Raw genomic sequence first — 16,862 nt, forward strand, 5'->3', positions numbered from 1 at the left:
AGCATTTAATGAGCCGGCTTTGGTTTATACAGAATTTCATCTTCTCCGGGCTGATCTTCCGGAGCTTCTTCTTCTACTAAGGGAGCCTTAAGCAGTTTATAATACATGACCGGCACTACAAAAAGAGTCAGGATCATTGAGAATATCAATCCGAAGGCTAAAACACTTCCTAACGGTGCCCACATCGGAGATTTGCTGATAATCATGGGTACCACTCCCACTGCTGCGGCTGCTGAAGTAAGGAAAATAGGACGCATTCTTCTTTTTGCGGCGGCAATAGCTGCTGCTTTGTGCCTGTATCCATGTTCCCTGATCAGTTCGTCAGCGTAGTCAACCAGAATGATTCCATTACGTACCACAATCCCTATCAGACTGATAATTCCCATAAATCCGGTCATTCCTAAAGGGTTTCCTGTAATGTATAATCCGAAGAAGGCTCCGAACAGACTCAAAAGGAATGTACATAAGATGATCAATGATTTCCCAAGACTTCTGAACTGGAATAAAAGGGTCAAAAAGATCAGTATCAGACTGACACTTAACGACAAGCCCATTCCCGGTGCATTTTCTTCACTTGATTCCGCATCTCCTCCGTATTGAAGGGTTGTTCCTTCCGGAAGCTGTAAGGCATCAATTTTGGGCTGTATATTTTTTAAGATTCTTGAAGGTTTTATTCCCATTTGAGCTTCTGAATAAACACTCAATAACTTTAGCCCGTTTCTTCTGATCAAAAGACCTGTATGCCATTCCGGTTCCAGGGAAGCGACTTCTTTGATTGGGATTTTAGTTCCATAGACAGAGGTGATGTGTAAATTCTGAACAGCATCCAGATCTCTTCTGCTGATAGAGTCATATCTTACAAAAATATCAACAGGTTTGTCTCCTTCCCACATGGTGGATACGGAATATCCTTTCAATCCTGCTCCTAACGTCTGGGTAATCATTTGACTTGTGATCCCCAATCTATTGGCCTTTACATCGTCAATATTCAGTTTTACTCCCATATAATCAGACTCATTACTCAACCTTACATAGTTCGTCCCTTCTGCCTCTTCAAGAATTTTCTTTACATGAAGAGCCGTTCTTTTCTGGTCAGCTTCATTATCACTTATAATCCTTATGTCAATCGGAGCGCCTTCCTGAAAACTCAGTTGTTTTAATTTAACAGCTCCATCCGGTACGAAATTTTTGAGTTTTACCAGATATTCTTTTACCATCTCATCGGCTTCTTTACTTCCGGAAGTCGTGATGAAAACCTGTGCAAAATATTTTTTGGGAGTTTCAGGAGCATATGACGTATGGAATCTTGGAGAACTCATTCCTACAAAGCTTGTCATATTAACAACCCTTTTATCTTTCTTCAGAAGTTCTTCCAGCTTCTTTACCTGTGCTTCTGTTTTATCCAGTGAAGAACCGTTAGGCATCCAGACCTCCATATTAAACTGATTTCTTTCACTGATTGGGAAAAACTCACTGTCTACCTTATTTCCTGCTAAAAAGAATGCCGAAAGAACAGATAAAACACCTATAGCCATCGTTACTTTAGGCCATTTGAATGCCTTCTCCACTCCTTTATCAAAGATGGTTTGAAGATGATCCAAAAGGCTTTTCTTTAAAGGCCTGTCACTCATTTTATGCTTCAATCCCTTTTTAATAAAAATATAGCATGTATAAGGAGTGAAAAGAAGGGCAATAAACATAGAGGTTAATAATGCAATTGCTACTGTCAAAGGCAGCGAAACCATAAAATCTTTGGCAATTCCTTCCATAAAGAAAGCCAATGGCGCAAAGGCGAAAATAATAGCCATTGTTGCCGAGAAGATAGGAATAGAAAGCTGTTGCGCAGCCTGCCAGGCCGCAGTCCATGGCGTTACTCCTTCGTCAAGTTTTTCTATATAATTATCTACCACTACAATGGCATTATCCACCACCATTCCAAGGACAATAATCAATGCAGCCAATGTTACCTGATGAAGCTCCAGGCCTACAATCTGCATGATCCCAAATGTAATGATGATTGAAATGGGGGCGGCAGCAGAAGCCACCGCAGCAACCCTGAACGGCAGCAGAAGCATAACTACAAGAACCACAGAACCAATTGCCATCCCAAATTCCACCATAAAATGGCTGATGCTTTCTCCTACAACTTCCGGCTGATTAACAATGGTATTCATCTTAATATCAGGAGGAAAAGCTTTCTGTATTTCAGCAATCCTCTCATCAACCTCTTTCCCGAAAGCTACAATATTGTTGCCCGGCTTCATATCAATGGTTAAAACCATTGCATTTTCATCTCCTACTTTTACAAATGACGATTTTTCTTCAAAACGTCTTTCTAATTCAGCAACATCTTTAAGACGTACTACAGCCCCAGCAGGAGTAGTATAAACAATCTGATTCCCTATTTCTGTTTCATTTTTATACCTGCTGTTGGTATAAACAGGAACAATATTGTTGGATCCCATTGAAAGTTCACCGGAATATCCTGTAACATTCTGTTGCTGCAGGGCTCTCATTAAGGTTGAAACATCAAAACCATACTGCTGAAGCTTCTGATCATTGATTTTAACATAGACCTGCTGTCTCTGTCCCCCGGACCTGTTAATTTTGGAAACGGTTGGAATCACTTTTAATCCGTCTTCCAGCTTATCAATATATTTTTCTATTTCAGCATAAGATCTTTCTTTAGAAGATACCGAAACAATCATGGCTGTTACATCAGCAAAGTTGCTATTGATAAAAGGCCCGATAACGCCTGCCGGCAATTTGGAGCGAAGGTTCGCATCCATATCCAGCTGCAGGGTATGCCAGAATTTCTTACGGTCTTTGACTTCTGCAAAAATTTCTACTGTCAGAAAAACCTGACCTTCTTTAACTTCTGTTTTTACCTTCTTCTTTTTGATCTCCTCAAAGGAAAAAAGATACTGTTCTATTTTTTTAGCTACTTCCTCTTCAGCCTGATGCTCATCAGCTCCCGGATAAAAAGCATATACCATGGCTGTTGGCATTTCTATTCTGGGATTCTCACTTCTTGGCATATTTTTTAATGAAAATATCCCCATTATCATCAGCAGTACAACCAATACGATCACTACCTGCTTATGTTTCATAGCAGCTTCCAGAAAATGCATTTTTCTTTTGGTCATTTCTTCTATATTTTCGGTTAATTAGAATGCTATTCTGCTGCCGTCTGTTAATTTGGTCTGTCCTTCAACAATAAGTTTATCACCTTGCTGCAAACCATTTGCGATGACTACTTCATTAGAACCGGCAGTTCCCGTTACCTCTACTCTTTTCTTAAAGGCTGTATGGTTTTCCTTAGCCAGATATACGTAGCTTACATTATCCGAATCCCGTACAACAGCTTGGGCCGGAATAATAATGGAGGGCATATTTTCTCCGGTGTTGAGATTCAGATCGGCAATCATTCCCGGCATCAGCTGTCCGCCGGGATTTGAAAGCCTTATTTTCACCTTATAAGTCTTGGAAAGATTATCTGCCTGGGGATTAATAATGGTAACTGTTCCGTTCAGCTTTTTATTTAAAGCAGGAACTGTAATTTCTGCTGGTGTTCCAACCTTCAGGGTTCCTATTTCATTCTCGGTTACAGATGCTGTAGCATATACATTGTCTGTTTTTACAATATTAAAAATGGGAACTCCCGGGGCAGCATATCCTCCGGCTTCGGTCAATTTCTGGGATATTATTCCGGAGAATGAGGCATACAGTTTGGTATCCTGTAAATTTTTAATGGCAGATTCTCTGTTTGCTTTTGCCTGGGCAAGTGCGGTTTTAGCGGAGATATAATCCCTTTCAGGAAGACTTTTTTTCTTATAAAGCTGATCCAGTCGTTTAAAATTGTCCTGTGCCTGTTCCAGACTGGCATTGGCAATGGCAAAAGCATTTGAATAGGTATTCTGCTCAATAACAGCCAGGAGTTGTCCTTTGTTGATCCGCTGTCCTTCCTGTACATTAATACTTACCACCCGTCCGGGAACGTTAAAGCCTATAGAAACAGAATTATCTGCCTCTATGTTCCCACTGTATGTTAAATTTTGAAGTTGGTTTGTTAATTGAACGGTTTGTATGGAAACCTGTTGTGAAGATGCTTTTTTATCAGTCTTTGTTTTGTCACTGCTTTCGCAGGAGTATAACATCAATACAGAAAACATACTTAGTGAAATACTTCTTAAATTGATCACCATAATTTTTTTGAAATTTTATATTTACAAGTCAGCACAACTCTATTGGCTGATACTGCAAATATCCATCAGTAAAAAATCAAAAAAAAGGTTGCTTTTCTGCCAAAACTGGTCTATTTCGACACTAAAAGAATACATAATAATCGGGAAATAATCAGGCTTACAAAGTAGAATTTTGCTGTTTTCGAAATTCTTTGGGTGAGATTTTCATTTTCTTTTTAAAAAATTTACCGAAAAACGACTGATCACTGAAATGAAGCTGATCTGCAATCTGAGCGACCGTCCATTCTGAGTTCTGAAGCAGATTCCGGGCTTCTATAATCACAGCTTCTTCAATAATATTACTCGCTGTCTGTCCTGAAACTTCTTTTAAAACTTTGGAAAGGTATCCCGGAGTAACAGCTAACTGATCTGCATAGAACTGTACGGAACGTTCTTTCTTGCAATGCGAAGAAAGCAGGCTCATGAAGTTTTGAATCAGGGATTTTTGTCTGCTTGTTTTTGGTTGATAGTTTTCTTCCGCCAGACTGTGCAGCACCCTCAGCTCCAAAGCAAGTGAATTAAAATAATGATAAATTCTTTCCATGGCATGAAGCTGCTCACGGTCAGAATTCATTTTGTACAGATTATCCGTGAGGGTTACGATATTTCTGCTTTCATCCGGAGATAAAGAGATTACAAGTGTCCTGTTGTCCGAAAGCAAGCGTACAATATTGATATCATTATAATTTTTTAGGTTCGAAAAGGCAAAATCATCCGAAAAAGCTATCGCTACACATTTTATATGCTGCGAAATATTTATAATGTGGGTATAGGACTGTGAAGGCAGGAAAATAATGCTGTTATTACGGATCTGATGTGTTTCCAGATTAACATTAATTTTCATTTCACCCTCCAGCAAAAGCAAAAGAGCTGAGTTATCAGTTTTATAAGGATATGAAATAGGGTTTTCTTCAAAGTACCGATCTATATAATGAACATGAAAATCACTGTGAGGATCATGTTCACCCAAAATTTCAAGAATTTCCTTGTGGCTGCGAAAGGTTGCTTTATCCAAAATATTTCTTTGATACAAAATTAAATATTACAGCCATTATTCACTATCATTTGCCATTTATATTTTGTACTATATCCTATACGGAAAAGAGTTTCTCCGATATTCACCGGAAAGATTTCCTCCCATTGGAAAAAACAAAAGTCAAACTTCAATAGGTACACTCCATAAAAAGAACTCCTGTAGATTTTTTCAACAGGAGTTCTTTTAATTATTTTTATTTTATATTCATTATGAATTTTAATCAATAACCGGAAGTGACCCCAGCGTAAATTGCACGGTTTTTTCCTGATAAATATTTGGATTCATTGCATTGGGCACTACTAAAGTTAAATCGGTTCTTTCACCGGGCTCGTAGTTTTTTAAAGCATCTGTAAATGTTTGGGCATCATATACGGAATAAGAGCCCACTTTTTTAACAAGGGTACCAGCCAGTATATTATTAAGATGTAAAGCTCCGCCTACAGTTGTTGGACCTATTAATACTCCTTTTACATTCTGAAGAACGGTATTATATCCATTATAAACATACAGCTGTACATCCCATGGAATAACATCTATAACTCCTACAGAAGCTCTGAACTTCACGTCTTCTTTGGCAATGACAGGTTGAGTAACCGCATGCTGCACCGATATTGTTTTCGTATGACTGTAGTCTTCCACCGTTTTAGTCATTTCAGTACTGTTCAACACCCTTTTAAAGGAAGTGTTACCGCGGGCTGTATTATTCCCCCACCTTACTCCATTGGCTATAAATCCGATATAATCTTTTCTGCCAAGAGCGGCTACAGCAGCTTCGATATTGGGAGTGAGATTAGGATCATTTTTTTGCAATGACTCTGCAAACTGTAAATGTAAATTCTGCAATTTTTCATTTCCCTCCGCTTTTGCTTTTTCGGCTGCCTGAAGGTGATTTTTAAGGGCTTCTTCCTGAGAGATATCAGGAAAGAATTTTTCTTCAAATTGATAAATCATATCATCATCCGCATCATACATTTCGATTCTTGTATTATTAATGTTTTCAGCATTATACTGGCTGTCAACCTGCTGATTGAATGAAGACTTCATCGATTTTCTACTGCTTCCTAATCCAAGAAATGCCCATCCGCTTGATTTCTGGCTCACGCTGCTCTTTTGGGCATCACTTAAAAATTGGTTAACAATCGTACTGCCATCTATATGGGCATTAATATAACTGTTTTTAGAATTCTTAAATTTGTAACTGACAGAGATATCACCATTTCCGTTGGCCAACAGATTCTTAACATATTCCGTAGGATTTTCAATACTTATATTTTTAAAGCTTTTATTTCCAACAAGTGTTCCTGGGATGCGCTTGCTGTAAACGGTCTCCCCTCCTGCTTCTACAATGAATTCTACCTCGGTAGGTGAAATGATCTGGCTTTGAAAATTTGTATTATAATCTTTTATCAATTGGTCCTGAGGGGCCAGCATGGTTGTTTCATATTGCTTGGCTAAGGAAAAGAAATGATTGGTCAATCCCGGATTGGTCATCATGTAAGGCGTCAGCATTGGCTGTCCGTTCGTATTTTTTAAAATTGGCGGGTAAAAAGCGGCTATTGTTGTACTTCTTATGGCAGCACAAATAGATGCTTTCTGGCTTTCATTGGGTAATGCCAGCTCCTGTGTTACCGGAATAATCAAAGTCCGGATCTGATCTGAACCCTTATAAGTTTCATTTCCTTTATTATCTATATATTTAATATTATTGACATCAAATTTAAGAATAGGCAATATAAACACCTTAGCAACAGTACCCTTAGCAACATTCTCATAAAAGCCGTGGGTATTGTAAAGCGCATATTTTCCTTTACTATCTATGGCTACATAATTCTCGACTGAAAATTTGTTGGAATTCGGTGTCACTTGCGACCAGATAACTCCGGTATTGGCAAGCAGCAATACAATGGTTACATAAAAGTTTTTCATGGTTTTATATTTTAAGATTGAGAATAAACCTGTTATTGATGATTCCATGGTAAAATTACATGTAAATCAGACCCGTGTCCATGGCACTTTTGTGTAATATTTCAGCTGAAGGACTTCTTCATATGCCGTTGGATAATCGTTTATAATCATAGTGGCATCAATCTTACATCATTCTTTAAAAGAGTATTGAATGGCTTTTCAGGGAATTATACATACTATAAATAAAATAATGGGCAAGCAAGTAAAAGACGACGCACTAATATTGGGAAAATGGAAAGCACTAAAATCTCAAGACCGGGATATTTGTTATTATTAAAGCTAAAAACTTAATAATAACTCAAAATTAATGATAAAAACATAGTTATTTTTATATACATTTATATTAGTCTAATCAGGCTTCAAAATAAGTACCTAAATATCCTAATTATATCATATAGTTTGATCTTTAGGCTCATTTTAGCTGTATAATCCGCCATTATAGAAAAACTTTATCATTTTATTGAAGCTTATTAATATGTACGTTATCACAGACCAATTGAAGAATTTAGGATTCAGCATCAACACATTAAATAACATTATACAGAGAAATAATAATAAAAGAAGTTTTAATACACTTGAGTATTTTTGCATCTACATCATTATAGAGGACATTACTTTGGAAGTTGAAAATATTCCACATCCCATAAAAGGTGGTCATATCGCATTTGTAGGCCCTCAAAAACAAATTGTATTTGGGGAAACCAAACGGGGCGAGGTTTATATCATTGCATTTTCTTCAAGCTTTTATGAAAGATCAGGAAAAGACAGCATGTTTATCAATTCAAGGCTTTTTTTCAATTATGATTCTGATATTTTTATAGCACCTTTTGAAAATATTAAAGAGATGAACGTTGTCTTTATGGGAAGAATGCACAATTTTCAGCATAAGGATGAAAGTCTGTATGTTTCCGCTGCCCATAATGCTATTGAAAGATTAATTCTGGACGCATTTTTACATATCCCGGCTGAAACACTGAAAAAAGATATCAAATTTGATTATCTCCACTACGTCAATAGATTCAAAGTGCTTTTGCAGAGAGACTATAAAAAGGCTAAAAAGGTCTCCCACTACGCTAATGAACTCAATATCACGCCAAGAAAGCTCACTGAAATGACCGAGTATGTTTTGGGAAAGACGGCCAAACATATTATCATTGAAAAACTGATCAATGAATGCAAAAAATCCCTTAGCTTCTCAGGCAACAATATTTCTGAAATTGCTTATGATCTGGGATTCAGTGATGAAGGAAATTTCAGTAATTTTATTAAAAAACATACAGGAAAAAATCCCTCAGAAATGAAATAATGTAAAAATAATATTGTATTTTTGGATAAATAACAGATCAGTGAAAAATTAATATATGTTAAAAAGATATATTTTTTCAGTAATTTTTCTTTTCGTTTCCATGAGTATCTATGCGCAGACAGATGATGTTCAGGTGAACGTAAGACTTTATCCTACCCAAATGCTGGCGGTTGGAGGTGACAGCGAAATGGTTGATGATACTGATGAGAGTATCCAGCCGGAAATAAACTCTGTTATCATTTCAAGTCCATCAGGCTTTCAGCTGGGAATTCAACAGGATGATAAGGATGAGTATAATCTTATTAAAAGTCATGATGGAGTTATCGAAAAAAAATTCATGATAAATCAAAAAATAGATAAAATTATAAAACAGTTTAAAGATAAGTCTACTTTTATGATGTTAACTTTAATCTCTCAATAAGCTGGTCTGAAGCTTATTTACTATGCATTTTATATTATTTTTTTAAATTTCCAACCTTTTGTTTTTGGTAAATTGATAATAATATAACATTGATTTAACAATATTAACAATATTTTTAATTTTTAATTAACTTAAAAGTTTATTTCCCTTCATAAAATACTATTTTTCAGCAAGATTATTTCCAAAACCAAATTTACAAATCTTTAGTACTTTTTCACAAAACAAGTACCTATACCTCTTTCTAAATTTGCACCTGAAAAAAAACAAGAAGTAATATACTATTAAAACTCCAGTTATTTTATGAAGAAATATATTGTAGCCTCAATGTCGCTATTTGGTTTTGTTGCTTTAAAGGCTCAGCAAAATGTAACTCTAAATGTTAGATTAAAACCTATCCAGACTCTTATCGTTAATCCTGCTCAAAAGGTTGTCAATTTAGACTATAAAACCAAAGATGACTATGCCAACGGAGTATCCTCTGTAAATGCTGATCATTTAAGCATCTATAGCACAGGAGGTTTCCAGGTTAAAGTAAAAGCTGCCAATGCAGTATTGCAAAGCGGAGCAAAGAATATCCAGGCTAATACTATTCAAATTAAGGCCAGTGCAGGAACTGAAGTTCTTAACGGAGCTCAGTATGCACAGAATGTACAGCTTTCTAATAACGATGCAATATTAGTCACCTCTGCAAACGGTGGTGTAGACAAAAAAATTAATATTGAATATAAAGGAGCAGGAGCTAATGCTTACCTTGACAATTATATTGCAGGTCAGGATCCTACCGTTTATACAACAGAGTTAACGTATACTATTATTTCTCAATAAGTAATTTAAGTATTATATAAACTACTCCAGATAAAGTGTTACAATTTGTAGCACTTTATCTGTACTTTAATAGCAAAGTATAATAATGAACCGATCTTATATCTTCATTTTATTCTCTTTATTCCTTTTCTGTTCTCAAATTAATGCTCAAACAGGTGTATCGGTGTCTCCACCCAGGCTTTATTTTGAATCTGATGCAGGAAAAAGCATTACCCAGAAGGTAACTGTAACCAATGTAAGTGCAAAAAATTCTCTGGACATGGCTGTCAGTTTAGGTGACTGGGAATATAATGAAACAGGAGAAAACAAAATGTCTCCTGCCAATACGCTGCCAACATCCTGCGCCAGCTGGATATCAATAAAAAATGAAGATACCTATTTTACCTTAGCTCCGGGGGAAAGAAAGGATATTGATGTCACCATTACTCCTCCCGCTACATTATCAGATCAGATGTTGGCTCATACTGGTGTACTGTATGTGAGTCAGATGAATCCTGTGAATGATGTAGATAACAAAGGTGCCAATATAAAAGTAAGTATCCGTTCAGGAATTAAACTCTTTCATAAGCTAACTGCCAAAGCCACCAAAAAAATTGAGATTCATAATCTTACTTTAGCTCAATCCAAAAAAGATCTTACCATCTTATTTGAAAATCAGGGCAATATATGGACCGATGGAAAAATACAAACGGAACTTGTCAATACAGAAAATGGCAATAAAGTATCGCTTGATCAGATTATTTTCTATACCATGCCCGGAAATAAAAGAGAATTGAACATCCCTCTTCCTGCAACACTTTTAAAAGGAAAGTATACTGCATCAGTAGTGATTGATTATGGAGACAACAATAATCTGGAGCTAGCAGAACTGAATTTTACACATGAATAAAAAACTGTGTCTTATCCTGCTATTGATCTCCGTGAGCTGCTTTTCACAAATTTCATACAGCTCATGGGTAAACAGCTATCTGCAGATTAATTCTTATAACGGCAATACAAATCCTGACGCATACACGCTTACTTTAGCGGGGAACGGGAATATCAACATGCCTTATTGGAGAGTTTCGGTAAGATTGAAGCAGCCTATAATGTCCAATCAGGGGAATTATATTTTACCTGCGAATAAAATTTCTTTTCAGCCGGTTTCATCATCAGGAAAGGCCTACCCTAACCCGGTTCCGTCTATCCCGCAAATCGGGATGCCGCTTAATGTGATTTTGAAAGAAAGTCAGGAGGTTTTCTTAATTCCTCAGTCAAATGCTGCATTATATAATCAGCCAGCACAACCGAATGGTTATTATAGCCTTCAGATTAAATACAGCATGAATCTGGCTGGAGGAACCTATCTCGGAGCCTATCCAGCCTGGATTACTTTTACAGCGCCATTACAGTTTACGGCCTATGATCAGTATAACAATATTATCGGTACTGTAGATCATAATTTCCAGTTTCAGATCGGCACGCTTTCAGGAACTCCTACGGATATTCCGGAGATGTCTATGAAATTTGGAGCTGCAGCCATGAACGGTAACCTGGAATTTAAAAACATGCAGGATTACGCAAATGGAGCCAGCGTAACTTATTCCAATGCTCTTATTGTAAAAAGCAATACAAAGTATCAGATCAAATTGAAATCCCTTCAGACCCAGTTCAGTTCTTCTTCCGGCAACTTTCTGCCTCTTGATGCTGTACAGCTTAATCTGATTCCTATTTCAGGCAACATGGGAACGGCGTATACTGTTTTACTAAGTACGGTGCCACAGCTTGTCGCTGCCGGTAATTCTACACAGAATGCTGATGTTTATTATGACATGAAGTATTCCACCAAACCTAATGATGAAAGATTTATCAATGCCAAAGCAGAGGATTATACAACAACCCTTCAATTCGAGATTACGCCTCAATAATTTATAATGCTTCATAACAGGCTGTTCAGGAAAATAATGTTTTTTATTCTGATCCCGTTTTCCGTTTGGATTTCGGCTCAAACTGGTACAGCTATAAGTATGGAGATCCGCAATGAACCCAATCGGGTTAATCCTAATATTGTAGAGATTCTGCTTGTTCTGAAAAACAATGAAAGCAAACATTTTAAAGGCAAAGTTGAAGTTAAGACACCCAAAGGTTTCAGAACAATTTCTGACAATAATGCTGAGATCGAACTGAACCCCGGCCAGAACCTGTTTATTCCCATCAAAATACTGACCAGCAACACGATCGTTTCCGGTAAAGCAGATCTCATATTTACCATTACTGATGAGAAAAATCAACAGGTCATAAAAAAGAGTCTCTCCTATGTGGTGACGGAGAATAACAATATGAAGGTGACAGCTGAAAATCCTGTTGTCTATATGGGAACATCTAAAGATTCTCTGGAAGTCCGGGCAAGGGTTTCCAATTTAGGAAACAAAAGGCAGCATGTTACCATTGTATTTAAAATTCCGGAAGCTACCCAAAAGAACCTTTTTATCGAAAAAAAAGGAACTATCGACGTGCAGAAAGATTCTGTATTTGTTTTTCGCTTCCTGCCTTCCGGAAATCTGCTTAAGAGCTCTCAGTTTACGGTTAATATTGCAGGTTTCAGAGAACCGGACAAGGAAATTTTCGGTAATACTTCTATATCGGTACAAAATGTTTCTTCTACCCAGCGTTATCAGGATATGGAGTTCGATCTGTTTTCAAATTACAGTAAAAATACCATTACTGCCAGTTACAGGCGGGTCGGCAACAACACAGATATGTATCAGCTGATAGGATCAGGCGGCTTTAACCTTCCTTCGGGCTACATGTTTATCCGCGGTAATATTTATACGCTGAACAATCAAAGTGACCCTGTTGTGAGCAATACCTATGTGTCTTATCATAGGGAACAAAATGAGTTCACCTTAGGGAATATCAGTAAAATTATGGAAGTTTCGTTATTTGGAAGAGGAGCAGAATATGCATACACTTCTCCGGATAAAGACAAGAAAATAGAAGTAGGTTTTGTAGATCAGAGTTTCAGCCTTATTGAAAGGAATTCTTTTTTGAAATACGGATACGGGTTTTATGCCAGGGGAATAATGGGTGCTCAAAATGCCTCTAAAAATTTCTCAGCAACCTATGTTTTTAAAAATGACCCTTTTGAGAAAGCGGATCATCATGTATTCGGTACGGATATTCAGTATTCTTTCAACAAGGATTGGAAAATGAATTCCAAAGTATACAGCGGTCTGAGTTATTACGAAAATACACACCTTACCAAGCCTTCCCTGGCTTTGGAAACACAATATTCAGGAACCATTAAAAAAGTCAATCTGAATGGAAACTACTTTTACAGCAGTGACTATTATCCCGGGAACAGAAGAGGAATGCTGCAAATACAACAGAATTTTTCAACCCCCATTTTTGAAAATCATTATTTGTATGCGAATGTAATGGTCTCTAACTTTTCACCAAAATTTTACTCTTATATCAATGATTTCAAATCCAATACGATAAGAGGAGATATTGGAATCAACTTCGCGAAAAGGAAAAATTTCGGATTTGCTGTCGGCACACAATATCAGGAGGAAAACTCTAACAGCTACAATAACTTTTTTGATACCTCAGGAAATCAGGAATTACAAACACTGAAAGCCCTTAGGATCAGCCAGAATACAACATGGATCAGTAATAACAGAAAACACTCTACATTGCTTGCAATGGAAGCAGGAGCAGTTAATTATCCGGATGGCCACAATGCAGAATATCAGATGAAGATCACCGGAAACTACGGTTATAAATGGTTCAACATCAACGGAATATATCAGCATGGAAGCTATTATCTCTCCGAATTTGCTTCATCCAGAAATTTCAATGGAAACATCCTGTATAAGAAATTTTCAGTATCCGCCTTTGTTAACAAAAACCTGTTAAGCGAAAAGCTCAATATTACTTCGGGATTATCTTATACTGATGATATTTTATATGGAAAGTCTCCTTCAGGATTTGTCAACCTGAAATATACAAAGGAAAGATATGGAGTATTCCTGAATTCTTCCTGGTTCAATTATTCTTCCAACAATTTCAGCAACAATTTTTTCACTGTTGAAGCAGGCGTCACACTGAATCTTCAGCCTAACAGACTTATTGCCAGTAAAAAGGGAGAAATAACGGCATTTGTATTTTATGACAACAACAATAACAATGTATATGATGAGGGCGACCAAAGCGCTGAAAATTATATCATTATGATCAATAATATTTCTTTCAAAACCAATCAGAGTGGTAAAATTGTATACAAAGCAATTCCGTATGGTAACTATATGCTCAAGCAGGTAATCCAGCAGGGATGGTATTACAACGAACTGGAGTTTGAAGTGAAAAAAAGCAGTTATTCTCTTCAGGTCCCACTCCATCAAAACGGAACCATGCTGGGAAAAATCGCGTATGAATTTGATCCTAAAAAAGCATTGGAATTTGAGCCTAAAACAGCGGGAATTATCTTCAACATCTATGATAAAGATAAGTTTTTACAGCATGTAGTTACCGACGACAATGGAGAAATCGGGTCTTTCCTTGGATCTGGAAATTACAGAATTGAACTTGTAGAAAGTTCATTACCTGCCAACACCTATTCCGAGAAAACAAACCAGGAATTCACAGTTCAGGCAGGAAAAATAATACATCTTGAACCGTTTGTCATCAAGGTTTCAGAGAAAAGGGTGCATGTTAAGAAGTTTGGAAATTAGATCAAGAGAGATTCTTTTTTCATTCTAAAAAGATTTAAAAATAGTTTATATTGCCTGATTGTTGATTGAGAATTTAAGATTTTGTATTTTAACTAAATTAAAAGATAAAACTATGTTTGACCATGTAGAACTAACAAACACAAAGCCAGCAGAAAGCGGATACTATTTTGTTAAATGGAGTAAAAATGAAGAAATGCTCCTATTATACATCGATTATTTAATGAAGAATGGTGAAGAATTTTGGTGCTGGAGATACACAAAAAGTGATAATGACCCAAATGATATACATTTTGATATTCAAAACCCAGAGTATCCTCTGTTTTCAGAAAGAATTCCAGAAAAATAATAATAGCTCCAGATGTTGGAGCTATATTTTTTCACAATTTCTATTGGGGGTAATATTGGAGGAGGTATGAAAACAAAAAAGCCCCTAAAAAAGGAGCTTTGTGACCGCAGAAGGATTCGAACCCTCACTGTCGGAGCCGAAATCCGAAGTTCTATCCATTAAACTATGCAGCCGTATTCATAAGTAATGAATGATAAGTAATGTTGAATTACAGGATTACTTATCACTCATACTGATCATTTAGAAAGTAATTTTCACACCTCCCAGAATCTGTGCACCCAGGACTTTATATCCTTTGTACGTCTGGTATTTTGAGCTCAGAAGATTATTTCCGAGTGCGAAAATACTGAAATTTTTGTGAATTTTATACTCTGCAGAAAGATTTAAATCAGCGTAACCACCAACTTTGTCGTTTGTATTCTCCGTAGACTGGAAGATTACATTTGGAGCTCCTACTCCTTCGATGGCATAAGAGTTTGTTGTTCTGTCACTTGCAAAGATTCCTTTAAATCCTAACAATAACTTTTTGTCAAGCATTGTATATTTTGCCCCGATACTCGCATTGAACAATGGAACGTTATAAATATTGTCGTAATTCTTAAGATCATACTTGGTGAACCTTAATTCTGCATCTAAAATCAGGTTTGCTAACGGGAAATACTGTACGCTACCTTTGATATCGCTTACATTACCATCGTCATACACTGCAGAGAATGTATTGGCAAAATTGTAGGCAGAGCGATTAACAGAGGTATTATCAAAAAGACCGTTAGCCTTAAAGAACATAATATCTCTCATCTTTCCGTAACCTGCAGAGAAGTCGTATTTCAACGTTTCGTCAATATCTCCTCTCAATCCTACATAAAAATGATATTTAGTCTCTGTAGGCTTTAAAAACTGGTCAGAAAGGATGAATGGATTCGTCTGCAACATATCTCCATAAGTATTCAGTTTAAGACCTCCGTCTACCCCTCCATAGAATTTGAATTCTTTGGCTGCAGCAAACTGAAATTCTGCCTGCGGGAACCAATAGGTTTTGTTATTTTTCTGCTGTTCCAGCTGATCATTAGAGTTTTTAGCATTCAGGAAAGAGAATGAAGAACCTAATGTCAGATAAGAATCTCCTTTTCTGAACGTCACTTTCGGAGTCAGGCTGGTATTGAAGAAATTGGAAGAATTTTTATCTCTGATCGCAAAATCAGTCTTCACAGCATCTAATCCTACACCCAGATCAGCATTCAGATTGATTCCTGATTTTCCTAATTCCACGGCATGCTTGGAAAAGTTCGCAAGAATGGAAACCTGGTTTTCCTGAGCATCAAAATGATCTTTCAGGAATGATGATTTCACCCTTACATCATTTAAGATTTCATTGGAATAAAAATCATAGTATCCGTTTACTTTAAACTGATTAACCTTTTGTTTCAGATCAAGTTCACCAGTCGGCTGCATCGCATAGATCCCGTAATAATTATAGTTATCTAAGCCATATTCAGCGTTGATATTGAATTTTCCTTTTTCTCCGTAAGAGTTCAGGAAAGCACCGATATTCGCCGAAGTCTGCCCGGATTTCCAGTCGTACTCTTTTTTAAGACCATTGGTAGAAAGCACATGAACATCTGCTCCTACTTCAAACTTATTCTCAAGGGTTTTGGATATGTTTCCATCTACTAAGACTTTACCGTAATTCCCCATTCCGAACTGGAAGTAATTATTCTGAGCGGTTCCATCAAATTTCGGAGCAACATCTTCCCCCTGAATCGTTGAAGTTTTGAAATCAGAAACTGCCGGAACATCCGTGATCGTATATTTCACAGGCGTCTGCGATTTCTCTTCCGGCGGATAGTTTTTAATGGTTTCCACAGAAGTCTTCTTCTTCTCGATCTTCTTCACCTCCGGCTCTCTCTTTTTGTTAAGAACCAGTTTTTCCTCCTTGATCTGGGAAAACGCCACTGACGAAATTCCTAAAAATAATATGGATAATATTTGAATTTTCTTGTTCATATT

Annotated in this window: 12 protein-coding genes and 1 tRNA gene; 7 read left to right on the top strand and 6 right to left on the bottom strand. The window is 36.8% G+C overall.

The genetic code is table 11. From position 1 onward, the window contains the following. Positions 1-5 precede the first annotated feature (5 nt). The 4 genes from DYR29_RS06590 to DYR29_RS06605 all read right to left on the bottom strand — a co-directional run bounded on the left by DYR29_RS06590 (position 6) and on the right by DYR29_RS06605 (position 7,206). Complete coding sequence (locus DYR29_RS06590; protein ID WP_213279813.1) at positions 6-3,146, bottom strand: efflux RND transporter permease subunit; 3,141 nt, start codon at positions 3,144-3,146, stop codon at positions 6-8. 21 nt (positions 3,147-3,167) lie between these two features. Continuing rightward, positions 3,168-4,205: an efflux RND transporter periplasmic adaptor subunit gene (locus DYR29_RS06595; protein WP_213279814.1), complete on the bottom strand. Its 1,038-nt coding sequence runs from the start codon at positions 4,203-4,205 to the stop codon at positions 3,168-3,170. 157 nt (positions 4,206-4,362) lie between these two features. Continuing rightward, positions 4,363-5,259, bottom strand: a complete 897-nt coding sequence (locus DYR29_RS06600; protein WP_213279815.1) for a helix-turn-helix domain-containing protein — start codon at positions 5,257-5,259, stop codon at positions 4,363-4,365. A gap of 237 nt (positions 5,260-5,496) precedes the next feature. Further along, positions 5,497-7,206, bottom strand: coding sequence for a hypothetical protein (locus DYR29_RS06605; RefSeq protein WP_213279816.1), 1,710 nt, complete (start codon positions 7,204-7,206; stop codon positions 5,497-5,499). A gap of 514 nt (positions 7,207-7,720) precedes the next feature. Here DYR29_RS06605 and DYR29_RS06610 point away from each other — a divergent pair. The 7 genes from DYR29_RS06610 to DYR29_RS06640 all read left to right on the top strand — a co-directional run bounded on the left by DYR29_RS06610 (position 7,721) and on the right by DYR29_RS06640 (position 14,855). Beyond that, positions 7,721-8,551 carry a helix-turn-helix domain-containing protein gene (locus tag DYR29_RS06610; protein ID WP_213279817.1) on the top strand — a complete coding sequence of 277 codons (831 nt, stop codon included), beginning with the start codon at positions 7,721-7,723 and terminating at the stop codon, positions 8,549-8,551. Between the two features lie 55 nt (positions 8,552-8,606). Further along, positions 8,607-8,972: a hypothetical protein gene (locus DYR29_RS06615; RefSeq protein WP_213279818.1), complete on the top strand. Its 366-nt coding sequence runs from the start codon at positions 8,607-8,609 to the stop codon at positions 8,970-8,972. Between the two features lie 300 nt (positions 8,973-9,272). Then, a complete protein-coding gene (locus DYR29_RS06620; protein WP_213279819.1) occupies positions 9,273-9,797 on the top strand; it encodes a hypothetical protein in 525 nt (174 codons plus the stop codon). Between the two features lie 85 nt (positions 9,798-9,882). Next, positions 9,883-10,686: a fimbrial biogenesis chaperone gene (locus DYR29_RS06625; RefSeq protein ID WP_213279820.1), complete on the top strand. Its 804-nt coding sequence runs from the start codon at positions 9,883-9,885 to the stop codon at positions 10,684-10,686. After that, positions 10,679-11,704, top strand: coding sequence for a hypothetical protein (locus tag DYR29_RS06630; protein WP_213279821.1), 1,026 nt, complete (start codon positions 10,679-10,681; stop codon positions 11,702-11,704). Before DYR29_RS06625 ends, DYR29_RS06630 begins: the two co-directional genes overlap by 8 nt. Positions 11,705-11,740: 36 nt before the next feature. Further along, entirely contained in the window at positions 11,741-14,509 is a 2,769-nt protein-coding gene (locus DYR29_RS06635; protein ID WP_213279822.1) for a hypothetical protein, read from the top strand. Positions 14,510-14,621: 112 nt separating this feature from the next. After that, entirely contained in the window at positions 14,622-14,855 is a 234-nt protein-coding gene (locus DYR29_RS06640) for a hypothetical protein (protein ID WP_213279823.1), read from the top strand. A 101-nt stretch (positions 14,856-14,956) separates the two neighbouring features. Here the strand turns inward: DYR29_RS06640 and DYR29_RS06645 are convergent. Next, positions 14,957-15,028: transfer RNA gene (locus DYR29_RS06645), tRNA-Arg, on the bottom strand. 67 nt (positions 15,029-15,095) lie between these two features. After that, positions 15,096-16,859: a TonB-dependent receptor gene (locus DYR29_RS06650; RefSeq protein ID WP_213279824.1), complete on the bottom strand. Its 1,764-nt coding sequence runs from the start codon at positions 16,857-16,859 to the stop codon at positions 15,096-15,098. Positions 16,860-16,862: the final 3 nt, after the last annotated feature.

The organism is Chryseobacterium indologenes (genome assembly GCF_018362995.1).
GTDB lineage: Bacteria > Bacteroidota > Bacteroidia > Flavobacteriales > Weeksellaceae > Chryseobacterium > Chryseobacterium indologenes_G.